This is a genomic window from Thiohalophilus sp. (assembly GCF_034521165.1).
In the GTDB taxonomy this organism is placed as follows: domain Bacteria; phylum Pseudomonadota; class Gammaproteobacteria; order UBA6429; family Thiohalophilaceae; genus Thiohalophilus.
On sequence record NZ_JAXHMV010000008.1, the window covers coordinates 493,546 to 516,211 of the forward strand.

The window sequence follows — 22,666 nt, forward strand, 5'->3', positions numbered from 1 at the left end:
GCCTGACAACAACAATGCTCGACTTCCATCATTACGGCAATCCCGACGGAAGCTAGTAACCGAATTCAGACGCGCCGAGCGACGGCGCGGGTGGAGTGCTCATTTCTGATGAAACATGAACATCGGAAAACGCTTCGCCCCTGGCAGTATCGATAACAGCATTTTTGCAATTTAATGAACCGAGGGGAACTTTATGGCATCTCGCAAAGATCTCGCCAATGCAATCCGCGCTCTGAGTATGGACGCGGTGCAAAAGGCAAATTCCGGCCACCCGGGCGCGCCCATGGGCATGGCCGATATCGCGGAAGTCCTGTGGAACGACTTTCTGAAGCACAACCCGGGCAATCCGAACTGGTTCGATCGCGACCGCTTCGTGCTGTCCAACGGTCACGGTTCCATGTTGATCTATTCCCTGCTGCACCTGACCGGCTATGACCTGCCGATGGAAGAGCTGAAAAACTTCCGTCAGCTGCACTCCAAGACCCCGGGCCATCCCGAATACGGCTATACCGCCGGCGTGGAAACCACCACCGGGCCGCTGGGTCAGGGCATCTCCAATGCCGTGGGCATGGCGCTGGCCGAACGGACCCTGGCCGGGCAGTTCAACCGCGACGGTCACCACATTGTCGATCATTACACTTACGCGTTCCTGGGTGACGGCTGCATGATGGAAGGTATCTCCCACGAATCCTGCGCACTGGCCGGTACCCTGGGTCTGGGCAAGCTGATCGCCTTCTGGGATGACAACGGTATCTCCATCGACGGTCACGTTGATAACTGGTTTACCGACGACACGCCCAAGCGTTTCGAAGCCTATGGCTGGCACGTGATCCGCGATGTCGACGGTCATAATGCCGACGCTGTTAACAAGGCCGTACACGAGGCCAGGTCGGTCAACGACAAGCCGACCCTGGTCTGCACCAAGACCACCATCGGTTTCGGCGCCCCCAACCTGTGCGGCAGCCACGATTGCCACGGTGCGCCGCTGGGCGACGACGAAGTCAAGGCGACCCGCGAGAACATCGGCTGGCCGCACGAACCGTTTGTGATTCCCGATGAAATCTACGGCGGCTGGGATGCGAAAGAGAAGGGTCAGCAGGCCGAAGCGGAATGGAACAAGAAGTTCGATGCTTACAAGAAGGATTACCCGGAACTGGCCGCCGAATTCGAGCGCCGCATGAAGGGTGAGCTGCCCGGTAACTGGGAAGAGGTCGCCAACAGCTTCATCAAGGAATGCATCGAAAAAGCCGACTCGCCGGCGACCCGCAAGGCCTCCCAGGGTGCGATCACCGCTTTTGCCAAGGCCCTGCCGGAATTTCTCGGCGGCTCGGCCGACCTGACGCCGTCCAACCTGACCAACTGGCCGGACGCGAAAATCCTCACCAACACCGTGGCTGACGGCAATTATCTGTCTTACGGGGTTCGTGAGTTCGGGATGTCCGCCATCATTAACGGGATCACTCTGCACGGCGGGTTCAAGCCGTTCGGTGGTACCTTCCTGATGTTCTCCGAATATGCGCGTAATGCCCTGCGCATGGCCGCGCTGATGAAGATCCCGAGCATCTTTGTCTATACCCATGACTCCATCGGCCTGGGCGAAGACGGCCCGACCCATCAGGCTGTCGAACAGACCGCAACCCTGCGGCTGATTCCCAACATGTCCCTGTGGCGTCCCTGTGACAGCGTGGAAACCGCCATTGCCTGGAAGGCCGCGGTCGAACGCAACGATGGCCCGACCTCGCTGATCTTCAGCCGTCAGGGTCTGCCGCATCAGGAACGTTCCGACGAACAGGTGGCCAACATCGCCCGCGGCGGTTACGTGCTCAAGGACTGCGACGGTACCCCGGACGCCATCATCATCGCCACCGGCTCCGAAGTCGCGCTGGCCATGGGAGCGGCGGAGAAGCTGTCCGGCAAGAAGATCCGCGTGGTCTCCATGCCGTCGGTCAACGTGTTCGAAGCCCAGGACGAAGCGTATCGCGAGTCCGTGATTCCGTCCGCCGTGACGGCCCGTGTGGCGGTCGAAGCCGGGGTGACCGACGTCTGGTACAAGTACGTGGGTCTCAATGGCAAGGTCGTGGGTCTGAACCGCTTCGGCGAATCGGCACCGGCCGGCAAGCTGTTTGAATACTTCGGTTTCACTGTCGACAACGTGGCCAAGGCCGTTGAAGACGTCCTGTAACAATTTTGATTTATAAACCTTAGAGTAAGGGGAGAAAGTAACATGGCAATTAAAATCGGGATTAACGGTTTCGGCCGTATCGGACGTATGGTGTTTCGCGCCGTCGCCAAAGAGTTCGACAACATCGAAGTTGTCGGCATTAACGATCTGCTGGATCCGGACTACCTGTCCTACATGCTGCGTTACGACTCGGTACACGGTCGTTTCCAGGGTGATGTCAAGGTCGATGGCAATAACCTGATCGTCGACGGCAAGAAGATCCGCCTGACCGCCGAAAAGGATCCGGCCGCCCTGAAATGGGGTGACGTCGGTGCCGATATCGTGGTCGAATCCACCGGTCTGTTCCTGACCGAGGAAGCCTGCCAGAAGCACATCGACGCCGGCGCCAAGAAGGTGGTGATGTCCGCGCCTTCCAAGGACGGTGCACCGATGTTCGTTTACGGTGTCAACCATGAAGACTATGCCGGTCAGGCGATTACTTCTGCCGCCTCCTGCACCACCAACGCCCTGGCGCCGGTGGCCAAGGTGCTGCATGACAACTGGGGCATCAAGCGCGGCCTGATGACCACCGTGCATGCCGCCACCGCCACCCAGAAAACCGTTGACGGTCCGTCCATGAAAGACTGGCGTGGCGGTCGTGGTATCCTGGAGAACATCATCCCCTCCGCGACCGGCGCGGCCAAAGCCGTGGGCGTGGTCATGCCGGAACTCAACGGCAAGCTGACCGGGATGGCCTTCCGGGTGCCGACCTCCGACGTGTCCGTGGTTGACCTGACCGTCGAGCTGGAAAAAGGCGCCAGGTACGATGACATCTGCAAGGCGATGAAGGCCGCTTCCGAATCCGGTGACATCAGCAAGACCCTGGCCTACACCGACGAAAAAGTGGTTTCCACCGACTTCCGCGGTATCGGTCATTCCTCCATCTTCGATGCCGAAGCCGGTATCGCGCTGGATGATACCTTCGTCAAGGTCGTCGCCTGGTACGACAACGAGTACGGCTACACCTGCAACATGCTGCGTTTCCTCGAACATGCAGCTAAATAATCAGCTGGGGTTAGTTGATTAACGCAGAGCACGCGGAGGCGCAGAGTCGCAGAGACTAATTTGTTTCTCTGCGCCTCCGCGTCTCTGCGCTCTCCGCGTTTTAATTACGAATGTTTACGCAAAGAGCTATTCGCCAAGCGCCGACCGTTTAGCTAATAGTTTTTGAAAATTTACACGGAGTAACAAACATGTCATTTATCAAGTTGACGGATCTGGATCTGTCCGGCAAGCGAGTACTGATTCGCGCCGATCTGAATGTGCCGGTAAAAAACGGCAAGGTCACTTCCGATGCGCGGATTACCGCTTCCATGCCGACCATCGAACACTGCCTGAAAGCGGGTGCGTCGGCGGTGATGGTCATGTCCCATCGCGGCCGCCCCGAAGAAGGGGTGCCGGACGAGGAAAACTCCCTGGCGCCGATTGCCGATGACATGTCCGCCAAGCTGGGCAAGGAAGTTCGCCTGGTCAAGGATTACCTGGAAAACGATCCGCAGCCGGCCGGGGGGAAGTCGTGCTGCTGGAGAATGTGCGCTTCAACACCGGCGAGAAAAAAGATGATGAAACACTGGCGAAAAAATATGCCGCCCTGTGCGATGTGTTCGTGATGGATGCCTTCGGCACCGCGCATCGCGCCCAGGCCTCCACCCACGGCGTCGGCAAGTTTGCCCCGACCGCCTGCGCCGGTCTGCTGCTGGCCGAGGAGCTGGAAGCGCTGGCCAAGGCGCTGGCCGATCCGGCCCGGCCGATGATCGCCATCGTCGGCGGCTCCAAGGTCTCCACCAAGCTGACCGTGCTCGAAGCGCTGTCCACCAGGGTGGACCAGCTGATCGTCGGCGGCGGTATCGCCAACACTTTCCTCAAGGCGGCCGGGCATCCGGTGGGCAAGTCCCTGTGCGAGGATGACCTGGTCGACACGGCCAAAGAACTGATGCAAAAGGCCGAGGCGGCCGGCGCCAGTATCCCGATTGCCACCGACGTGGTGGTCGGCAAGAACTTCGATGAAAACGAACCGGCCGTGCTGAAAAAAGTCGATGAAGTGGCCGACGACGACATGATCTTCGATATCGGTCCTGATTCTGCGAAACAACTGGCAGACAAGATCGCCCAGGCCGGTACCATTGTCTGGAACGGTCCGGTTGGCGTGTTCGAGTTCGATCAGTTCGGCGAAGGCACCAAAACCATCTCTATGGCCATCGCCAACGCCAAAGGCTTCAGCCTGGCCGGGGGCGGCGATACCATCGCGGCAATCCAGAAGTACGATATCTATGACAAGGTCTCCTACATCTCCACCGCCGGTGGCGCGTTCCTGGAATACCTGGAAGGCAAGACCCTGCCGGCGGTGGCCATGCTGGAAGAGCGAGCCAAAAAATAACAGTGACGCGTTACGAGGAACGAGTAACGAGTCGTATGAGAGCTGGCCGGACTGCGGCCAGCTGCTATCAATTATCCAATCGGCGGATTTGCCAGCCGGTAACAGGAACCCGTCACTAGACTTATGAGAAGAACCAAAATTGTTGCCACGCTTGGCCCTGCTACCGATGATCCGAAGGTCATGGACAAGATCATCGAGGCCGGGGTGGATGTTGCCCGGATCAATTTCTCCCACGGCAGCCCGGAAGAGCACATCGATCGGGCCGACAAGATCCGCAACCGGGCCCGCGCCCACGGTCGCCAGGTCGGGGTCATGTGCGATCTGCAGGGGCCGAAGATCCGCATCGAACGTTTCAAGGACGGCAAGATTACGCTCAAGGACGGCGAAATCTTCATCCTTGATGGCAAACTGGATCCCGAAGCCGGCACCCATGAGCGGGTCGGCATGGCCTACAAGGAGTTGCCCGAGGACGTAAACCGGGGCGACACCTTGCTGCTGGACGACGGGCGGATCGTGTTGTGGGTCGATTCCATCGAGGGGCCCGAGGTGCATTGCCGGGTCGTGGTCGGCGGCGAGCTGTCGGATCGCAAGGGCCTCAACAAGCAGGGCGGCGGCCTGTCGGCCCCGGCCCTGACCCACAAGGATCGCGAGGACATCAAGGCCGCTGCAGCCATGAAGGCTGATTACATCGCGGTCTCCTTTCCGCGTAACGCCGCGGATGTCAACGAGGCCCGCCATCTGATCGAGGCGGCGGGCAGTACCGCCCATGTGGTCGCCAAGATCGAGCGGGCCGATGCCCTGAACAAGATCGAGGAGATCATCGAGGCGGCGGATGTGATCATGATCGCCCGCGGCGATCTGGGCGTGGAAATCGGCGATGCCGCCCTGCCGCCGGTGCAAAAAGAGCTGATCAGCAAGGCCCGCGCCATGAACCGGGTGGTGATTACCGCGACCCAGATGATGGAGTCGATGATCACCAGCCATATCCCGACCCGCGCCGAGGTGTTCGACGTGGCCAATGCCGTGCTGGACGGCACCGACGCGGTGATGCTCTCGGCCGAGACCGCCAGCGGCCGCTATCCGGACAGCGCCATCGCGGCCATGGACCGGATCTGCCGCGAGGCCGAAAAACAGCGCACCGCCAAGCGCTCCGACCACCGCATCGATACCCGCTTCAAACGCATCGACGAGGCGATTGCGATGGCCGCGATGTATACCGCCAACCACCTGGGGGTGAAGGCGATCGCCGCCCTGACCGAGTCAGGCTCAACGACGCGCTGGATGTCCCGTATCAGCTCGGGGATCCCCATCTACGCCTTGACGAGCTATGTGGAGACGCGTAGAAAGGTGACTCTCTACCGCGGGGTTTATCCGGTCAGTTTTGATGTACCGCCCGATCTGGATCGCTCCGCCGTTAACCGGGAAGCCATTGATGAGTTGCTGCGCCGTGGCGCGGTGCGCGACGGCGACCTGGTCTTGATTACCCGGGGCGACCTGATGGGCGTTCGGGGCGGCACCAATGCCATGACCATCGTCCGGGTGGGCGATGTGGACGGCATCGATCAGGATGCCACGCTCGAATAATCGCACTTATAAGATAAGATTTAACATAGTAAAATAGTCGGAAACACACATTTAAGGAGGTCCCGAAAATGGCCCTGATTTCACTGCGTCAATTGCTGGATCATGCCGCCGAAGTTGGTTACGGCATGCCGGCGTTCAACGTCAACAACATGGAGCAGGTGCATGCCATCATGCAGGCTGCCGATGAAACCAACAGCCCGGTCATCATGCAGGGTTCCGCCGGCGCGCGCTCCTATGCCGGTGAACCGTTCCTGCGTCACCTGATCACCGCCGCGCTGGAAATGTACCCGCATATCCCGGTCGTCATGCACCAGGACCACGGCTCTGCCCCGGGCGTCTGCCTGCGTTCCATCCAGTCCGGTTTCAGCTCGGTCATGATGGACGGTTCCCTGATGGAAGACATGAAGACCCCCGCTTCCTATGAATACAATGTCGACGTGACCCGCAAGGTCGTGGAAATGGCCCACGCCGGCGGGGTTTCCGTCGAAGGCGAACTGGGCTGCCTGGGCTCGCTGGAAACCGGTGAAATGGGCGAAGAAGACGGCCACGGCGCCGAAGGCAAGCTGGACATGGACATGCTGCTGACCGACCCGGAACAGGCGGCGGACTTCGTGGCCCAGACCGGCGTGGACGCCCTGGCTATCGCCATCGGCACCTCCCATGGCGCCTACAAGTTCACCAAGGAGCCGACCGGTGAAATCCTGCGTATCGATCGCATCAAGGAAATCCACGAGCGGATTCCGGACACCCATCTGGTTATGCACGGTTCCTCTTCCGTTCCGCAGGAGTGGCTGGAAATCATCAACAACTACGGCGGCGACATGGGCGAAACCTATGGCGTACCGGTGCACGAAATCCAGGAAGGCATCAAGCACGGCGTACGCAAGGTCAACATCGACACCGACCTGCGCATGGCCTCCACCGGTGCGGTTCGCAAGCACCTGGCCGACAACCCCAGCAACTTCGATCCGCGCAAATTCCTCAAGGCTTCCACCGCCGCCATGAAGGAAATCTGCAAGGCCCGCTTCGAAGCCTTCGGTTGTGCCGGCAATGCCAGCAAGATCGACGTGACCAGCCTGGAAAAAATGGTCGAACGCTACGCCTCCGGCGAGCTGGACCCGAAGATCAAGTCCAAGGCGGCTTAAGTCAACGGACTATCGCTGTATCAAAGGCGGGCCTCGGCCCGCCTTTTTTGTTTAAAAGCTTTTCACCGCAGAGGCGCCAAAAATAGTTTTGAATTTTTAATGCTGAATTTTGAATTGACAGTTAGTTAGTGGCAGTCTGCAAAGGATTGTTCCGGTCGTGGTTTACTGAACCAGCCAGTACTCCTGCCAATACAAAAATTCAAAACTTAAAATTCAACATTCAAAATTATATCGAGGCGTCTCTGCGGTAAAACAAAAATAAATCAGGTATAGCTATGTCGAATGATGTACTGGAACAGGTGACGTCGATCATCGAGACCGATCCCCGTTCGGGGCAGTCGTTGTTACTGTTCGCGCTGGTTTCCACCCTGAACGTGGAGAAGACCGGGCATATGTACATGCTGGGCAAGCTCAAGGAGTTTACGCCGGAGAACCGGCAGCTGGCCTACGGCCTGATGGAGATGATGGCGGATAACCGGATCCACGACGAAGCCTGGCAGGCCGCTATGGCCCGCATGGAACAGGCGGTAAAAGGGTAATTCCCGGGCGGGAATTGTTTGACGCCGTCGCGGCGCAGTGGCTACTCTTGAAGTCTCTGGGGATGCCGGGATGCGGGGATGGGAGCGAACGATAACCACGCCTTTTTACTACGTGAACGTCTGCCGATGCTGCTGCAGGCCCTGGAGGCCGAAGGCTACGAGTGCATTGGCCCCCGGTGGCGTGATGATGCCATCATTTACGATCGTCTCGACGACGTCGACCAGTTACCCCGCGGGATCAAGGTCAACCAGTACCCGGCGGAATATTGCGGCGAGGTCCACGATAGCCCGCGCGATTTTGCCTGGGCCAATGGCCCGCAGGCCCTGAAGCCCTTCCTGTTTGCTCCGCGCGAGACCCTGTGGCGGGTCAACCGCGATGAAACCGGTCGACTGAACTTCGAAGAAACCCCGCCTGATCCGCCCAGACGGGCGATCATCGGCGTACGCGCCTGTGATCTGGCCGCCCTGGCCTTGCAGGATCAGCATTTTCTGCGGAGCTCATACCCCGATCCCGCCTATGCCGCGCGGCGTGAAAACCTGCTGCTGGTGGCGGTCAATTGTTCGCATCCGGCCTCGACCTGTTTTTGCGCGTCCACCGGTGACGGCCCGGTGGCAAAACAGGGTTATGACCTGCTGCTCGACGAACTGGATGACGGATTCATGATCCAGGCCGGCACCGCGGAGGGCGAGGCGGTCATGGCGCGGCTCAACCTGATTCCGGTGACCGACGGGCATCGGGAGGCCATCGAGATACAGCAGGAAAAGGCGCATGAACAGTTGAGACAGGTGCCGGGCCGACAGTTGCGTGACGCCCTGTTTTCCAATCTCGAACACGAACGCTGGAACGAGGTTGCCGGACGTTGTCTTTCCTGCGGTAACTGTACCTCGGTCTGCCCGACCTGTTTTTGCCACAGCGAGGAAGAGCTGGCCCCGCTGGACGGCGGCAGTTCGGAACACGTGCGCCAGTGGGACTCCTGTTTTACCGCCGGCCACAGTTATATTCATGGCCTGACGATTCGCCAGCAGACCCGCGAGCGCTATCGTCAGTGGCTGACCCACAAGTTCGGCAGCTGGCACGATCAGTACGGACGCAGCGGGTGCGTCGGTTGCGGCCGCTGTATCACCTGGTGTCCGGTCGGTATCGATGTCACCGAGGAGTTGCAGGTCATATGCGGGAGCGATGACGCATGAGTTCAGCCTATTTACCGCATGAAGCCGAGATATTCGAGCGCCTGGAAGAGGGGCGCGATATTTTTACCCTGCGCCTGCGCTTTACCGATCCGCAGATGCATGCGGCCTACCGGTTTGATCCGGGCCAGTTCAATATGCTGTATGTGTATGGCGTAGGGGAAATCCCGATTTCGATCGTCTCGGATCCGGAGGATGAACACGCCTACGATCACACCATTCGTCGTCTGGGTCGGGTGACCCATACTCTGGCTGAACTGAAACAGGGTGATCGGATCGGTGTGCGCGGTGCATTCGGGCGCGGCTGGCCCATGCAACAGGCAGAAGACAAGGATATGGTGATTATCACGGGCGGGTTGGGTTGCGCCCCGGTGGTCTCGGTGATCAATTATGTGCTGAACCGCCGCGAGCGCTTTCGACGACTGATCATCATGCAGGGCGTCAAGCATGCCAATGACCTGATCTGGCGCGAGAAGTATGAAACCTGGAACCGCATGCCGGATACCCAGGTGGTGCTGGCGGCCAGTCAGGGCGGGCAGGGCTGGCCCTGGGCGACCGGGCATATCACCGAGCTGGTCAGCGAGATCGATTTCGATCCGCAAAACTGCAGTGTCATGATGTGCGGCCCGGAAGGGATGATGATCGCCGCGCTCAAGGAACTGTTACCGCGCCAGGTGCCCGAGCCGTCTATCTGGCTGAGCATGGAGCGCAACATGCAGTGCGCAGTCGGTCATTGCGGCCATTGCCAGCACGGACCGAACTTTGTCTGCAAAGACGGGCCGGTCTTCAATTATCCGGAAATCAAACCGCTGCTGGGGATAAGAGGATTCTAGGATGAGCGATAAACCGAAAGTGGCGGTGCACAAATTCGCCTCCTGCGACGGTTGTCAGCTGGCCTTTTTGAATGCCGGCGAAGCGCTGTTAACGTTATCGCAGCAGGTCGAGCTGGTGCATTTTGCCGAGGCGGGGCCGATGAACCCCGAAGCGGAGGTCGATATCGCCTTTGTCGAAGGCAGCATCTGTGCCGCCCATGATGAGGAACGTATCCAGGCTATCCGTCGTAATTCGAAGTATCTGATTACCATTGGTGCCTGCGCTACCGCCGGGGGATTGCAGGCCCTGCGCAACCTGGCCGACGGCGAGCAATGGCTGGCCGATGTGTATGCTTCGCCGGAGTATATCGACAGCCTGGCGACCTCCACGCCCGTTTCGCATCACGTCAAGGTGGATCATGAATTATGGGGCTGCCCGGTCAACGGCCGTCAGGTGATGGGCGCGATTCGATCGTTGCTGCATGGCGCCGTGCCGGTCGTGGAACAGGACAAGGTTTGTCTGGAGTGCAAACGCCAGCTGAATGTCTGTGTCATGGTGACCAAGGGAGAGCCGTGTATGGGACCGGTCACCCGGACCGGTTGCGGCGCTATCTGTCCGTCGCTGGGGCGTGACTGTTACGCCTGTTATGGTCCGGCCGAAAACAGCAATACCGAAGCGCTGGGTGAGGCGTTTCGTCAACTGGGCCTGTTGCCTGTGACCGTCGGTCGCCGTTTTCATTTTATCAATAGCGGTGCCGAGCCCTTCACTGCCGCCGGGCAACACTGGAAACAGGACGAGTAATGGACGAGCAACGCGACATTCGCATCAATGTGCCGGTGCTGGCGCGGGTCGAGGGCGAGGGCGCCCTGGAACTGGAAGCCCGCGAAGGCCGCATCGAGCAAATGCGCCTGCGTATCTTCGAACCCCCGCGGTTGTTCGAAAAATTTCTCGAAGGGCATAACTACAGCGAAGTGCCGGACATGGTCGCGCGCATCTGCGGTATCTGCCCGGTGGCCTACCAGATGAGCGCCGTGCAGGCGATCGAGAATATCTTTGCCACACCGGTCAGTGACTGGGTGATGGCCATGCGCCGGGCCATGTATTGCGGCGAATGGATCCAGAGTCACGCCCTGCATATTCACTTGCTCGCGGCGCCCGATTTTCTCGGGTTTAACAATGCGATCGAAATGGCCGGGGCGCATCCCGATGCCGTACGCCGCGGCCTGCAGCTGCAGGCCCTGGGCAACCGGCTGATCAGCCTGTTCGGGGGCCGTTCGGTACACCCGGTCGGCGTCTGTGTGGGTGGTTTTCATCATGAACCGGCGCCAGAGAAGGTCGAGAGTCTGCGCCAGGATTTGCAGGCGGCGCTGCCCGAGGCCGAGGCCCTGGTTCACTGGACCGCCGGGCTGGCCCTGCCCGACGATCAGCAGGACTTTATCAGCGTGGCACTGCGCCACGAGCAGGACTATCCCATGTATGGTGGGCGGCTGGTTTCCGATGCCGGGCTGGATATCGCCATCGACGAGTATGAACAGCACTTTCGCGAATTCCAGGTGCCGCACTCGACTTCCTTTCATGCCCTGCTGGACGATCAACCCTACCTGGTCGGCCCGCTGGCCCGGCTCAACCTGAACCGGGACAAACTGCCTGAACCGGTTCAGGCGTTGATCGAACAAACCGGGATCGCGTTCCCCAGCCGCAACATGTTCCATTCGATCATCGCCCGCGCCATCGAGTTGTATTACGCCCTCCATGAAGCCGTGCGCCTTCTGGACAACTATCAACGCCCCGGACAAAGCGCCGAGTTCATCGAACCCAACGCCGGGACCGGTTACGGTTGCACCGAGGCCCCGCGCGGTATCCTCTGGCACCGTTATGATCTGGATGGCGAAGGGATGGTGTTAAAAGCGAACATCGTTCCGCCCACCAGCCAGAACCAGGCGCGCATCGAACAGGACCTGCGCCAGTCCCTCGAAGCTTACGGTTTGCACAACGATGACGATGCGTTGCGCCTGCGCGCCGAAAGCGTGATCCGCAACTACGATCCCTGTATCTCCTGCTCCACCCACTTTCTCAAGATCCGGGTCGACCGGCAGTGAAAACCATCCTGGTGGCGGGGATCGGCTCGCCCTTCGGCGCCGATCAGCTGGGGTGGCAGGTGATTGATGCATTACAGGAGCATTCACAAGCGGACGCCATGTTGTCGCAGTGCCAGTTCAGCAAACTGGATCGTCCCGGTGCCGGTCTGATCGAAACTCTTCAGGGTTACGAACGGGTTGTTCTCATTGACGCGGTGCAGGCCGGCAAGCCGCGCGGGACGGTGATCCGGCTGGATGCTGGACAGGTCGGTGAACAGGCGGCAGGGCTTTCCAGCCATAACTTTGGTGTGGCCGAGGCGGTTGCGCTGGCCCGCGCCATGGGGCAGCTTCCTGAGGAGCTCGTCCTGGTGGGTCTGGATGCCGGGGACAAGCCGGAGGTGGCATTCGAGGCTAGCGAAGCGGACAAGCTTATTGAGTGGGTGGTGGATGAGTTGAGTGAAGTGGTATCAGGGTAAACCCTGATAGACCGACAAAACAACAACAGGGTAACCTCGAAAAAATCCATCCTCCCTGCTAGGATTATGGGTAATTTCTGTAATATCAGGACCCGGGTCTGGGATAGGCAGATTCTGTCTAAATCACCATTATGTGCGTGAAGACAAGAGGTAAAAAAATATGAATACTGCAAAAGACGAAGTAAAGGCTCTAATTGATAAGCTGCCGGATGATTGTTCATTGGAAGATGTTCAGTATCATCTTTACGTGGCGGAAAAAATCCACAGAGGGATCGAACGCGCCGATAAGGAAGGTACAATTGGCCAGGCTGAAGCTGAGAGGCAGTTCAGTAAATGGACCTCGAAGTAAGGTGGTCGCCAGAGGCCATTGAGGATCTTAAGGCCATCGCTGAATATATTGCGCGGGATTCTGAGTATTATGCGCGGGCTGTTGTCACAGAAACGTTGTCGATTTCCCGGTGCACGGGTGAATTTCCCCTGATAGGACGCATTGTTCCCGAGATAGATGACGAGAGCATACGAGAGCGATTTATTTACAGTTATCGCCTGATATATCAAATTTAACGGAATAGAGTTTTGATAGTTGCAGTGATCCATGGAAAGAGACTGCTTGAAAATATCTCAGATCGGTTTGATGAAAGTATAGAAGCAAGTAATCTGACCCCTTGAACCTCTTCAGCTACTGGAGATCAACATGGAAATGCATTCAGGAACCACAATGAAAATTATTGGTATTGTCCTGGTAGTTTTAGGAATTGGCCTTGCAATATGGGGGTATCAATTATCTGGTTCTGTCGGATCAGAAATAACACAAGCAGTAACAGGTTCAGATACAGACAAGGTAATGACTTTCTACATTGCTGGCGCCATAAGTTTTGTTGTTGGCATCTACCTATTCGCTAAAAAATAATACTGGAGGAAACATGGATATTATTAGCTTATTAATATTTCTAGCTGTTGGCGCGCTGGTTGGGTGGCTTGCTGGCACCATCGTTAAGGGAAGAGGATTTGGTGTCATAGGAAATATGATCGTAGGAATTGTTGGTGCCATAGTGGGCGGCTTTGTATTCGGCTTGCTTGGCATAACAACAGGCGGGTTTTTAGGCTCTATCATTATGGCCACTATTGGCGCTGTTATTTTGTTATTTTTAATTGGTGTTATTAAGAAGGCCTAGCTCCCATAACAAGCCCATCCAGCCGACGCCAAAATGAGGTACGGGGATCGGGAATCCTGCAACCACCGAGGTCAGGTATTGCCTTTTGACTTTCAGAGATCAACAATCAACACTCACTCCGGATTGGGTTATTGTTTCACACAATACGCATCAATAACGAAAAATGATCTCCGAATCAGACTGGAAGAAATTTAAGAAAATAAAAGAAGCGGCATTGGAGCGCTTCTGCGGAACTATATTACAAGATGTTTCAGAGGGTTTGGCGAGTAGAGATATGCCAACAAATCATGAGAAATATCTATATTTATATAAATTAATTGAGAACTACGATAAGCGGATTGCTTTGCTTTTTGATGGCCATAGTCGGTCAAAAGCTACGCTACAGCTTATGATGCTACGAAAGGAAGGACTGGTTGATGAGTCGGACATCCAGGGGCTATCTAATGAACTCAAAGAAAACATAAATCCTGAGAATCATGGGTAACACCGGAGAAGACGGACGGAAGGGTTAATGCCATTCGGGGCAAAGCCCTTATCGAATTGAATCTGCGAAAGGATTTTCAGGCGAAATTATAAAATCTTTTCTCCGCGCCTTTGCACCCAAACAACGGGCATAAACGCCTCCGCGCTCTCCGCGTTTTTTCCAGTGACCTGGAGAGATGAGCGTTATTCACACTCCGCCGGCACGTCGTCGAAGAAGTCGACCTTGCCGGTCTCCAGGCAATATTCGGCGCCGACGACCAGCAGGCCGTTGTTGGCGATTAGTTCCTCGAGAATGGCCGAGCCGTGGCGCAGGTGATCGCAGGAGGCGCGCACGTTGGCGCGCACGGCCTTGTCGATCAGCTCTTCCCGGGGCATGTCCGGGTTAATGTCGAGCAGGTTGCGCACCGCCGGACTGACCCGGCTGACGATGGAGTGTAGATTCGGGGACTGGTTTTCGGTGGGGCGCTGCAGTTCGTCCAGGGTGGCGGTAATGGCGCCGCAGTTGGAGTGGCCCAGGACCACCACCAGCTTGGTGCCGAAGCGATCGGCGGCGAATTCCACGCTGCCCACCTGGGAGGGGGCGACAATGTTGCCGGCCACCCGGATCACGAACAGATCGCCGAGGCCCTGATCGAAGACCAGCTCGGCCGGGGCGCGCGAATCGGAGCAACCCAGGATGATGGCAATGGGTTCCTGCGGGCTTTTTGCCAGATTGGCCCGCTGGGTATAACTCAACAGGGAGTCGATACTGCGAACATTGGCAGTGAAGCGTTCATTGCCTTCGCGCAGTTGTTTCAGGGCATCGCAAGCAGAGTGCATTGGCTATCCTGACCTATCGATTATTATCTATGGAAAGTGGCCCAATGATAGCCGATTCGGGCGGGGGAAAACATCATCCCGCGCCCGGTTTTTGCCCGTCGGCAGCGGTTATTCCCAGCGTTTTTTGGCCGCGATCATGACGCCGAGGAACATGCCCACCACGGCCAGCAGCGATTCCAGCGACAGGGTGGAGAAGCCGGTCAGGCCCTGGCCGATGTTGCAGCCATAGGCGACGGTGGCGCCGATCCCCATCAGCGCCGCCCCCAGAATCGAGCTGCCCAGCTTGCCGCCGGGGATGGGGGTAAAGCGGAACTGGCCGCGGACCACGGAATAGACAAAGCCGATAGCCGCCAGGCCCACGACAAAGGAGACCGCATAGGAGAAGCGCGGGGTGTCGCCGGCGATCACCAGCATGCCGATTCGGGACATGGGGCCGGAGGCGGTGATGCCCGACGGCGCCCTGGGGTTGAAGTCGTCAAAGGCCAGCACCCCGGTGACATACCAGCTGGCCACGGTGATCAGGCCGATGATGCCGCCGGCGACCAGCAGGGAGATCTGCCCACCCCGCTTCCAGCGCAGGGCAATATAGCCGGCCAGCAGCGCGCCGATCACCAGGACCACCAGCCAGCCGGGCAGCCCGAGAATGCTGGCGATCCCGGCGTCGCCGCCGGTCAGGTGGATGGCGGTCAGGCCGGTGAGCCACAGCCGCACCGACTCGAGCAGGCCGAACTGGGTAATGGTGGCGAAAATGATGAACACCGACAGCACCAGCAGGGCCCGCAGATCGCCGCCGGCGGCGTTGACGAAGACCCGCGCCGCATCCTGCCCGCCGAGGCTGGCCCCGATGCCGAACAGCAGGCCACCGAGCAGGACGCCCAGCCAGTCAAACTGGCCGTTGCGATAGCCGGCACTGGCGATATCCACCGTGCCGGACGCTTCCAGCCACCCGGTGCCGAGGATCGCCACCAGCATGGCCGTGGCCACGGCCAGCAACTGGCGGTGACTGGCCTGGCGATAGACATTGCGCACCGCCTGCATCATATCCAGATCAAAGTGTCTGGCAACCAGGCCGTAGAAGAGACCGGCCAGCAGGCCGCCGGCGATCAGATAATTGGTGACATCCTCGAACATGCTTCCCCCTGATGGTATTTTTTCTGGCCGTGAATGTTACCCAATTCGCCCTGATGACACCATCATGTGCAGGGAAATAGACCGAAAAATCACTATCAGCCTTGTATCATTCTCCTGTCTGATAACAAACAGTGGGACCTGCATGGGTACATTGCACCCATGGTTTCACCGCTGTCGTAACAGGGGTAGAATGCCTGTTCGTTATGATCCATAACCTGTATTTGCAGGGGCTATTCCCTGCACCCATTGATGGTTCAGTATGAACGCCAGCACCGCACAACACAGTTCCCCGCAGATTCGCGAAAAACTGCTTCGCCGCTTCAAGGCATTGTTGCCGGCCGAGCAGGTGTTATACAGCGATGAGGATCTGCGCCCCTATGAATGCGACGGACTGTCGGCCTATCGCAAGTTGCCGCTGGCGGTGGTATTACCCGATACCATCGAGCAGGTTCAGACCATTTTAAAAGCCTGCAGCGAATTTGAGGTGCCCGTGGTGGCGCGCGGTGCCGGTACCGGTCTGTCGGGCGGGGCCTTGCCGCACGAGCAGGGGGTTTTGCTGAGTCTGGCGCGGTTTAACCGGATTGTGCAGGTGGATCCCCAGCAGCGTATTGCCCGGGTGCAGCCGGGGGTACGCAATCTGGCGATCTCCGAGGCGGTGGCCCAACACGGTCTGTATTACGCCCCGGATCCCTCCTCGCAAATTGCCTGCAGCATCGGGGGCAACGTGGCCGAGAATGCCGGCGGGGTGCATTGTCTCAAGTATGGTCTGACGGTACACAACATCCAGCAATTGAAAGTGGTGACCATTGACGGCGAGCTGCTGACCCTCGGCGGCAGCGGACTGGATGCGCCCGGGTATGATCTGCTGGCATTGATGACCGGCTCCGAAGGCATGCTCGGGGTGATCGTGGAAGTGACCGTGAAGTTACTGCCCAAACCGGATCGCGCCCAGGTGATACTGGCCGCCTTCGATGATGTCGTCAGGGCGGGAGAAGCGGTGGGCAATATTATCTCCGCCGGGATTATTCCCGCCGGACTGGAGATGATGGACAAACTGGCCATTCAGGCCGCGGAAGATTTTGTGCATGCCGGGTATCCGGTTGGTGCCGACGCGATTTTGTTGTGTGAACTCGATGGCACCAACGAAGAGGTTTCGGCCCATGTTTATCAGGTACGCGAGATATTGAATCACACCGGTGCCACCGAAGTGCGCACCGCCAGCAGCGATGCAGAGCGAATGAATTTCTGGAAGGGCCGCAAGGCGGCGTTCCCGGCGGTGGGCCGTATCTCGCCCGATTACTATTGCATGGATGGCACCATCCCGCGCAAACATCTGCCCGAAGTATTGGGCAAGATGGCCGAATTATCCAAAGAGTATGATCTGCGCGTAGCCAATGTCTTTCATGCCGGCGACGGCAACCTGCATCCGTTGATCCTGTACGATGCCAACAAACCGGGCGAGCTGGAACGCACCGAGGAGTTCGGTGGCAAGATACTGGAATTATGCGTGGAAGTCGGTGGCACCATCACCGGTGAACACGGTGTCGGCATGGAGAAGATCAACCAGATGTGCGTCCAGTTCGATGCCCGGGAGCTGACCCAGTTCCACGCCATTAAAAACGCCTTCGATCCCAGAGGCCTGCTCAATCCCGGCAAGGCCGTTCCCACCCTGCATCGTTGTGCCGAGTTCGGTGCCATGCATGTGCACCACGGCGAGCTGCCGTTTCCCGAACTGGATCGGTTCTGAGCATGGCCGACATCAGCGAACAGTTACAACAGCAGGTGCAAACCGCCCTGGAGAAGCATCAGCCGCTGGCGATTCGCGGCGGCAACAGCAAGGCGTTCTATGGACAGGATGTCTCGGGGACGCCGCTGGAGTTGGCCGATCACACGGGCATTGTGACCTACGAGCCGACCGAACTGGTCTTGACCGCGCGTGCCGGCACCCCGCTGGAAGCCATCGAACAGACTCTCGCCGAACAGGGCCAGATGCTCGCCTTCGAGCCGCCGCAGTTCGGGGAAGGGGCCACCCTGGGCGGCACCGTGGCCTGTAACCTGTCCGGGCCGCGGCGTGCCACGGCCGGGGCGGCACGCGACTTTGTCCTCGGCTGTAAACTGATCAACGGCAAGGGCGAGATCCTGCACTTCGGCGGCGAGGTGATGAAAAACGTGGCTGGTTACGATGTCTCGCGCCTGATGGCCGGGGCGCTGGGGACGCTGGGGGTGTTGCTCGAAGTCTCGCTCAAGGTACTGCCCCGTCCCGAAGGTGAACAGACCCTGGTCCAGGAGTGTTCCGAGGAGACAGCGATCAAACGCATGAACCAGTGGGCGCAGCAATCATTGCCCATCTCGGCCACCTGTTACGACGGCGCGAGTCTCTATGTACGCCTGTCCGGCACTGAAGGGACCCTTGCCGCTGCGCGCAAGGTGCTCGGCGGGGAGGAAGTGCCGCCGACCCGGACCTGGTGGCACAAACTCAAGGAACAGCAACACGCCTTTTTCTCCAGCAACAAACCGTTATGGCGTTTGTCACTGGCCTCCACCACGCCGCCCATCCCGTTAAAGGGCAAATGGCTGTATGAGTGGGGCGGGGCGCAACGCTGGCTGGTATCCGACGAGCCGGCCGGGCGGATCCGCAAGGCGGCGGAAAAAGCCGGCGGCCATGCGACACTCTATCGCGGCGAGCCCGGCAACCTGGACGTCTTTCACCCGTTACCCGAGAGCCTGATGAAACTGCAGCGCAATCTGAAACAGGCCTTCGATCCCCGGGGCATTTTCAATCCGGGGCGGATGTATAAAACAATCTAAGTTGGCAGTTGGCAGAGGGCAGTTGGCAGAGGGCAGTCAGTAATCAGTAATCGGGAGTCGGGAATCGGAAATTGAACCACGAAGGCGCGAAGCCACGAAGGGTTATTGGTTTACTTCGAGTCTTCGTGACTTCGTGGTGAAGGCTTTCCTCGTAACTCGTCCCTCGTACCTCGTCACTTTTTTTGGGGGATGCAACAAGGCAGACAAAGGTAACCATGCAGACCAACCTGAGCCAACAGTATTTAGAGACCCCCAGGGACAGGAAGCCAACGACATCCTGCGCGCCTGTGTGCATTGCGGTTTTTGTACCGCCACCTGCCCGACCTATCAACTGCTGGGGGATGAACTGGATGGGCCGCGTGGACGGATTTATCTTATCAAGCAGGTGCTGGAGGGGAATGCGGTCACGCACAAAACCCAGCAACATCTGGATCGGTGTCTGACCTGCCGGGCGTGTGAGACCACCTGCCCGTCCGGCGTGCGTTACGGCCGGCTGGCGGAGATCGGCCGCGAACTTGTCGAGGAGAAGGTTGGGCGCGGCAAGTTCGAAACCCTGCAGCGCTGGCTATTGCGCAAGGTGGTCCCTTATCCAAAACGTTTTGCGCCGTTGGTCAGAGCCGGTAATCTTTTCAGGAACGTCATGCCGGCTGCGCTGCGCAATCAGATACCGACACTGCAAACCCCCATATCGAGACCCGAGCAAACGCATGCGCGCAAGATGCTGGTACTTGAGGGCTGCGTGCAGAGTGTTTCCACCCCCAATACCAATGCCGCCGCCGCACGGGTGCTGAACAGGCTGGGTATTGAATTGATCAGCGCCGAGCGGGCGGGCTGTTGCGGCGCGGTCAGCCATCATCTGTCGGCGACAGAAGAGGGGCTGGATTTTATGCGCAGCAACATCGCCGCCTGGTGGTCCCATATTGAAGCCGGTGCCGAGGCGATCGTCATCACCGCCAGCGGCTGCGGCGCCATGGTCAAGGAGTACGGCGATCTGCTCAAACATGATCCCGCCTGGGCCGAACAGGCCGCGCGGGTCAGTGACCTGACCCGGGATATCAGCGAAGTGCTGCGTGACGAGGATCTGTCGCAGCTGGATAACAACTCGGGCTACAGCAAGGTGGCCTTTCACAGCCCCTGCACCCTGCAGCATGGCCAGCAGGTACACGGTGTGGTGGAAACGATTCTGCAAAACGCCGGCTTCACCCTTACCGCGGTACCCGACGCCCATCTGTGTTGCGGCTCCGCCGGGACCTACTCGATCCTGCAGCCGGCGCTGTCGCAACAACTACTGGATAACAAACTCACCGCCCTGCAAGGTGATGAGCCGGATGTGATCGCTACCGCCAATATCGGTTGTCAGATGCACCTGGCCAGCAAAGCCGGCAAGCCGGTGAAACACTGGATTGAACTGCTCGACACGGCGGATCAATAATTCCCCGGGACAATCCGGCCAACGACTATGTTCGATTCACTGATCCGTCAGATCTATCGTCACCCTTACCTCTTTTACCTGGTGTTGTTGACTCTGGGGCTGTTGACCTATTTCTTGCTGGATTACTGGATAGTCGATCTCGAGGCGCGTGACGGTCGCGGCCGCACGCCGTTATACCTGGCGGCGGAACAGGGCGATCTGGAAACCGTCCGGCGCCTGCTCGACAAGGGCGCGATGGTCGATGCCCGGGACAATTGTCTCTGGACCCCCCTGATGCGGGCCGCGCAAAACGGCCATCTTGCCGTGGTGCAGGCCCTGTTACAGGCCGGGGCCGATATCAATGTGAAGGACAAGGATGGCTACCATGCGCTGACCGCCGTGGTCATTACCAACCAGGTGGCGATGCTCGAATACCTGATCGAGCAGGGGATTGCGCTTGATGCGCAGGACGATGAGCGAGGCTGGACGGCCCTGATGTGGGCGGCCAGTGAAGGGCGGGGGAAAATGGTCGAAATACTGCTGGAAAACGGTGCAGACAGGGCAATACAGAGTATCGATGGTAAAACCGCCCTTGATCTGGCGCTGGAACACCACCATGTTAAAATCGCCACACGGCTGGCAGAATAACCGTTCTTGAACGGTGCTGGCGATCTTGTGCATCAGGTACCCCGGTAAATCATGCCGGGTACTGCTCAGATTGGAGTATCACACACTGACGTTATAAGAGAAGTAAATCATGGCAGATCTATTTGAAGAAAAGGCCCGGGATTGGGATACCAACGAGATGATTACAGCACTGTCGTCCGGCATCGGCTCGGCGATTGTCGAGCGTATCCCGTTGAATTATGAAATGGCCGTCATGGACTTCGGTGCCGGCACCGGCTTGATCAGCGCGCATCTCGCGCCGCATGTCAACAATATCACGGCGGTGGATGTTTCCGAGTCGATGCTGGAAAAGCTCGCCGCCAAGCCGGAGTTACAGGGCAAGGTGGAAGTCTGTTGTCAGGATATTCTCGAAGAACCCCTGAACAGGGAGTTTGATCTGATCGTCAGTGCCATGGCCCTGCACCATGTGGAAGACACCGAAAAACTGTTCCGGCGCTTTGCCGATATCCTCAGGCCCGGCGGACGGGTCGCCCTGGCGGATCTGGACAAGGAGGACGGCACCTTCCACCCGGCCGACGTGGAAGGGGTCTTCCACCACGGTTTCGAGCGCGACGCCCTCGAGTCGTTAATGCGCGAGCAGGGTTTTACCGATATCCGATTTACAACCGCCCATGTGGTCAACAAGGAAGAAGGGGAATACCCCATTTTTCTGGTAACTGCCAGCTACGGATGATTTATAACAGAGTGCCGGTACTAAACAGGATTATTATAAAAGCTTTACCACGAAGGCACGAAGACACGAAGAAAATAATTTATAGATTTCGAGTCTTCGAGACTTCGTGGTGAAAAAACGGGCCAGGCCGATATGGCTCTGTTAGTTATAAACTGCCCGGGCTGGCCAGCTTGCAGTAATCGTTGCCGGTTTCGTACTGCAGGGTGACGTGATCGATGCCGAAGCGGTGGTGCAGCTCGTCGCTGGCCCGTTGCACGAGCGAATCGTCATCCGGGAATTGCGGGACGACCAGATGGGCAGTGAGCGCGGTTTCGGTGGTGCTCATGGGCCAGATGTGCAGATCATGCACTTCACTGACGCCGGGCAACTGAGCCAGGTAGTTCTCAACCTGGTGGGGATCAATGTTTTTCGGTACCGCATCGATGGCCAGGCCGGTGGAATCACGCAACAGATCCAGTGTGCTGTAGAGTATCACCAGCGCGATAAGCAGACCGAGCAATGGATCGACCCACAGCCAGCCGGTGAACAGGATCACGGCACCGGCGATTACCACGCCCAGTGAGACGCCCGCATCGGCGGCCATATGCAGAAAGGCGGCCTTGATATTGAGATCATCTTTCTGGCCACGGATGAACAGCAGCGCGGTGACGGTATTGATCACCACACCGACGGCGGCGACGACGATCACGGTCATACCGTCGACCGGTTGTGGCTCGCTCAGGCGACCCAGCGCCTCCCAGGCAATCGCGCCTACTGCCACCAATAGCAGCATGCCACTCAACAGCGAGGCGAGAATGGTCAGGCGACGAAAGCCATAAGTCCGATAGGGCGTGGGCTCCTTGCCGGCCAGATAGATGGCGCCCCAGGCCAGCAGCAGGGTCAGCACATCGGAGAGGTTATGTCCGGCATCGGTGATCAACGCCAGGGAGTTGCCGAGGAAGCCGTAGACAAACTCGATCACAACAAAGATCAGATTCAGGCTGATCCCCAGGGTGAAAGCGCGGTTGTAGCTATGCGGGGCGGGGTGATGGTGCGTGTGGGCCATGACGACAACTATC

The 22,666-nt window shown here is 58.4% G+C and carries 22 protein-coding genes and 2 pseudogenes; 21 read left to right on the forward strand and 3 right to left on the reverse strand.

Going from position 1 to position 22,666, the window contains the following annotated elements; genetic code table 11:
- Nucleotides 1–193: 193 nt before the first annotated feature.
- The 16 genes and pseudogenes from tkt (at nucleotide 194) to U5K34_RS07165 (ending at nucleotide 14,080) form a co-directional block, all read left to right on the forward strand.
- Nucleotides 194–2,182 (forward strand): transketolase, encoded by a 1,989-nt coding sequence (gene tkt / locus U5K34_RS07095; protein ID WP_322564682.1) that lies wholly within the window; start codon nucleotides 194–196, stop codon nucleotides 2,180–2,182.
- Nucleotides 2,183–2,224: 42 nt separating this feature from the next.
- Nucleotides 2,225–3,226 (forward strand): type I glyceraldehyde-3-phosphate dehydrogenase, encoded by a 1,002-nt coding sequence (gap, locus tag U5K34_RS07100; protein ID WP_322564683.1) that lies wholly within the window; start codon nucleotides 2,225–2,227, stop codon nucleotides 3,224–3,226.
- A gap of 188 nt (nucleotides 3,227–3,414) precedes the next feature.
- Nucleotides 3,415–4,598: pseudogene (locus U5K34_RS07105) on the forward strand (phosphoglycerate kinase).
- A 123-nt stretch (nucleotides 4,599–4,721) separates the two neighbouring features.
- Nucleotides 4,722–6,182, forward strand: a complete 1,461-nt coding sequence (pyk, locus tag U5K34_RS07110) for a pyruvate kinase (RefSeq protein WP_322564684.1) — start codon at nucleotides 4,722–4,724, stop codon at nucleotides 6,180–6,182.
- Nucleotides 6,183–6,250: 68 nt separating this feature from the next.
- Nucleotides 6,251–7,327, forward strand: a complete 1,077-nt coding sequence (gene fba / locus U5K34_RS07115) for a class II fructose-bisphosphate aldolase (protein WP_322564685.1) — start codon at nucleotides 6,251–6,253, stop codon at nucleotides 7,325–7,327.
- Nucleotides 7,328–7,602: 275 nt separating this feature from the next.
- Nucleotides 7,603–7,866 (forward strand): hypothetical protein, encoded by a 264-nt coding sequence (locus U5K34_RS07120; RefSeq protein WP_322564686.1) that lies wholly within the window; start codon nucleotides 7,603–7,605, stop codon nucleotides 7,864–7,866.
- Nucleotides 7,867–7,944: 78 nt separating this feature from the next.
- Nucleotides 7,945–9,057 carry a 4Fe-4S dicluster domain-containing protein gene (locus U5K34_RS07125; protein ID WP_322564687.1) on the forward strand — a complete coding sequence of 371 codons (1,113 nt, stop codon included), beginning with the start codon at nucleotides 7,945–7,947 and terminating at the stop codon, nucleotides 9,055–9,057.
- Nucleotides 9,054–9,887, forward strand: a complete 834-nt coding sequence (locus tag U5K34_RS07130) for an FAD/NAD(P)-binding protein (RefSeq protein WP_322564688.1) — start codon at nucleotides 9,054–9,056, stop codon at nucleotides 9,885–9,887. Before U5K34_RS07125 ends, U5K34_RS07130 begins: the two co-directional genes overlap by 4 nt.
- A 1-nt stretch (nucleotide 9,888) precedes the next feature.
- A complete protein-coding gene (locus tag U5K34_RS07135) occupies nucleotides 9,889–10,668 on the forward strand; it encodes a hypothetical protein (RefSeq protein WP_322564689.1) in 780 nt (259 codons plus the stop codon).
- Complete coding sequence (locus U5K34_RS07140) at nucleotides 10,668–11,966, forward strand: Ni/Fe hydrogenase subunit alpha (protein WP_322564690.1); 1,299 nt, start codon at nucleotides 10,668–10,670, stop codon at nucleotides 11,964–11,966. The genes U5K34_RS07135 and U5K34_RS07140 overlap by 1 nt, the downstream gene beginning before the upstream one ends.
- Nucleotides 11,963–12,421: a hydrogenase maturation protease gene (locus tag U5K34_RS07145; RefSeq protein WP_322564691.1), complete on the forward strand. Its 459-nt coding sequence runs from the start codon at nucleotides 11,963–11,965 to the stop codon at nucleotides 12,419–12,421. Before U5K34_RS07140 ends, U5K34_RS07145 begins: the two co-directional genes overlap by 4 nt.
- 160 nt (nucleotides 12,422–12,581) lie before the next feature.
- Nucleotides 12,582–12,770, forward strand: coding sequence for a hypothetical protein (locus tag U5K34_RS07150; protein WP_322564692.1), 189 nt, complete (start codon nucleotides 12,582–12,584; stop codon nucleotides 12,768–12,770).
- Nucleotides 12,755–12,985, forward strand: coding sequence for a type II toxin-antitoxin system RelE/ParE family toxin (locus tag U5K34_RS16100; protein ID WP_416224043.1), 231 nt, complete (start codon nucleotides 12,755–12,757; stop codon nucleotides 12,983–12,985). Before U5K34_RS07150 ends, U5K34_RS16100 begins: the two co-directional genes overlap by 16 nt.
- Nucleotides 12,986–13,115: 130 nt before the next feature.
- Nucleotides 13,116–13,331 carry a DUF3185 family protein gene (locus U5K34_RS07155; RefSeq protein ID WP_322564693.1) on the forward strand — a complete coding sequence of 72 codons (216 nt, stop codon included), beginning with the start codon at nucleotides 13,116–13,118 and terminating at the stop codon, nucleotides 13,329–13,331.
- 13 nt (nucleotides 13,332–13,344) lie between these two features.
- A complete protein-coding gene (locus tag U5K34_RS07160; protein WP_322564694.1) occupies nucleotides 13,345–13,596 on the forward strand; it encodes a GlsB/YeaQ/YmgE family stress response membrane protein in 252 nt (83 codons plus the stop codon).
- Between the two features lie 163 nt (nucleotides 13,597–13,759).
- Nucleotides 13,760–14,080 carry a hypothetical protein gene (locus U5K34_RS07165; RefSeq protein WP_322564695.1) on the forward strand — a complete coding sequence of 107 codons (321 nt, stop codon included), beginning with the start codon at nucleotides 13,760–13,762 and terminating at the stop codon, nucleotides 14,078–14,080.
- Between the two features lie 182 nt (nucleotides 14,081–14,262).
- Here U5K34_RS07165 and U5K34_RS07170 read toward each other — a convergent pair whose 3' ends face one another.
- Both U5K34_RS07170 and U5K34_RS07175 read right to left on the reverse strand, forming a co-directional pair.
- Complete coding sequence (locus tag U5K34_RS07170; protein ID WP_322564696.1) at nucleotides 14,263–14,898, reverse strand: carbonic anhydrase; 636 nt, start codon at nucleotides 14,896–14,898, stop codon at nucleotides 14,263–14,265.
- A gap of 108 nt (nucleotides 14,899–15,006) precedes the next feature.
- Nucleotides 15,007–16,029 carry a YeeE/YedE family protein gene (locus U5K34_RS07175; RefSeq protein WP_322564697.1) on the reverse strand — a complete coding sequence of 341 codons (1,023 nt, stop codon included), beginning with the start codon at nucleotides 16,027–16,029 and terminating at the stop codon, nucleotides 15,007–15,009.
- 259 nt (nucleotides 16,030–16,288) lie between these two features.
- Here U5K34_RS07175 and U5K34_RS07180 point away from each other — a divergent pair, with 259 nt between their 5' ends.
- The 5 genes and pseudogenes from U5K34_RS07180 (at nucleotide 16,289) to U5K34_RS07200 (ending at nucleotide 21,608) form a co-directional block, all read left to right on the forward strand.
- On the forward strand, nucleotides 16,289–17,776 hold the full coding sequence (locus U5K34_RS07180) for an FAD-linked oxidase C-terminal domain-containing protein (RefSeq protein ID WP_322564698.1): 1,488 nt from the start codon (nucleotides 16,289–16,291) through the stop codon (nucleotides 17,774–17,776).
- A gap of 2 nt (nucleotides 17,777–17,778) precedes the next feature.
- The gene (gene glcE, locus U5K34_RS07185; protein WP_322564699.1) at nucleotides 17,779–18,837 is read left to right on the forward strand and encodes a glycolate oxidase subunit GlcE; all 1,059 of its coding nucleotides are present in this window, start codon (nucleotides 17,779–17,781) and stop codon (nucleotides 18,835–18,837) included.
- Nucleotides 18,838–19,052: 215 nt separating this feature from the next.
- Nucleotides 19,053–20,269, forward strand: a pseudogene (gene glcF, locus U5K34_RS07190) (glycolate oxidase subunit GlcF).
- A gap of 27 nt (nucleotides 20,270–20,296) precedes the next feature.
- Entirely contained in the window at nucleotides 20,297–20,896 is a 600-nt protein-coding gene (locus tag U5K34_RS07195; protein WP_322564701.1) for an ankyrin repeat domain-containing protein, read from the forward strand.
- Between the two features lie 109 nt (nucleotides 20,897–21,005).
- The gene (locus tag U5K34_RS07200) at nucleotides 21,006–21,608 is read left to right on the forward strand and encodes a class I SAM-dependent methyltransferase (protein WP_322564702.1); all 603 of its coding nucleotides are present in this window, start codon (nucleotides 21,006–21,008) and stop codon (nucleotides 21,606–21,608) included.
- Nucleotides 21,609–21,753: 145 nt separating this feature from the next.
- On the opposite strand, the gene U5K34_RS07205 is transcribed toward U5K34_RS07200, so the two are convergent.
- A complete protein-coding gene (locus U5K34_RS07205) occupies nucleotides 21,754–22,653 on the reverse strand; it encodes a cation diffusion facilitator family transporter (protein WP_322564703.1) in 900 nt (299 codons plus the stop codon).
- Nucleotides 22,654–22,666: the final 13 nt, after the last annotated feature.

What these genes read in the sequence shown, in the direction of transcription:
- tkt (WP_322564682.1), top strand. Translation starts at nt 194, where the DNA reads ATGGCATCTCGCAAAGATCTCGCCAATGCAATCCGCGCTCTGAGTATG.
- gap (WP_322564683.1), top strand. Translation starts at nt 2,225, where the DNA reads ATGGCAATTAAAATCGGGATTAACGGTTTCGGCCGTATCGGACGTATG.
- pyk (WP_322564684.1), top strand. Translation starts at nt 4,722, where the DNA reads ATGAGAAGAACCAAAATTGTTGCCACGCTTGGCCCTGCTACCGATGAT.
- fba (WP_322564685.1), top strand. Translation starts at nt 6,251, where the DNA reads ATGGCCCTGATTTCACTGCGTCAATTGCTGGATCATGCCGCCGAAGTT.
- U5K34_RS07120 (WP_322564686.1), top strand. Translation starts at nt 7,603, where the DNA reads ATGTCGAATGATGTACTGGAACAGGTGACGTCGATCATCGAGACCGAT.
- U5K34_RS07125 (WP_322564687.1), top strand. Translation starts at nt 7,945, where the DNA reads ATGGGAGCGAACGATAACCACGCCTTTTTACTACGTGAACGTCTGCCG.
- U5K34_RS07130 (WP_322564688.1), top strand. Translation starts at nt 9,054, where the DNA reads ATGAGTTCAGCCTATTTACCGCATGAAGCCGAGATATTCGAGCGCCTG.
- U5K34_RS07135 (WP_322564689.1), top strand. Translation starts at nt 9,889, where the DNA reads ATGAGCGATAAACCGAAAGTGGCGGTGCACAAATTCGCCTCCTGCGAC.
- U5K34_RS07140 (WP_322564690.1), top strand. Translation starts at nt 10,668, where the DNA reads ATGGACGAGCAACGCGACATTCGCATCAATGTGCCGGTGCTGGCGCGG.
- U5K34_RS07150 (WP_322564692.1), top strand. Translation starts at nt 12,582, where the DNA reads ATGAATACTGCAAAAGACGAAGTAAAGGCTCTAATTGATAAGCTGCCG.
- U5K34_RS16100 (WP_416224043.1), top strand. Translation starts at nt 12,755, where the DNA reads ATGGACCTCGAAGTAAGGTGGTCGCCAGAGGCCATTGAGGATCTTAAG.
- U5K34_RS07155 (WP_322564693.1), top strand. Translation starts at nt 13,116, where the DNA reads ATGGAAATGCATTCAGGAACCACAATGAAAATTATTGGTATTGTCCTG.
- U5K34_RS07160 (WP_322564694.1), top strand. Translation starts at nt 13,345, where the DNA reads ATGGATATTATTAGCTTATTAATATTTCTAGCTGTTGGCGCGCTGGTT.
- U5K34_RS07165 (WP_322564695.1), top strand. Translation starts at nt 13,760, where the DNA reads ATGATCTCCGAATCAGACTGGAAGAAATTTAAGAAAATAAAAGAAGCG.
- U5K34_RS07170 (WP_322564696.1), bottom strand. Translation starts at nt 14,898, where the DNA reads ATGCACTCTGCTTGCGATGCCCTGAAACAACTGCGCGAAGGCAATGAA.
- U5K34_RS07175 (WP_322564697.1), bottom strand. Translation starts at nt 16,029, where the DNA reads ATGTTCGAGGATGTCACCAATTATCTGATCGCCGGCGGCCTGCTGGCC.
- U5K34_RS07180 (WP_322564698.1), top strand. Translation starts at nt 16,289, where the DNA reads ATGAACGCCAGCACCGCACAACACAGTTCCCCGCAGATTCGCGAAAAA.
- glcE (WP_322564699.1), top strand. Translation starts at nt 17,779, where the DNA reads ATGGCCGACATCAGCGAACAGTTACAACAGCAGGTGCAAACCGCCCTG.
- U5K34_RS07195 (WP_322564701.1), top strand. Translation starts at nt 20,297, where the DNA reads ATGTTCGATTCACTGATCCGTCAGATCTATCGTCACCCTTACCTCTTT.
- U5K34_RS07200 (WP_322564702.1), top strand. Translation starts at nt 21,006, where the DNA reads ATGGCAGATCTATTTGAAGAAAAGGCCCGGGATTGGGATACCAACGAG.
- U5K34_RS07205 (WP_322564703.1), bottom strand. Translation starts at nt 22,653, where the DNA reads ATGGCCCACACGCACCATCACCCCGCCCCGCATAGCTACAACCGCGCT.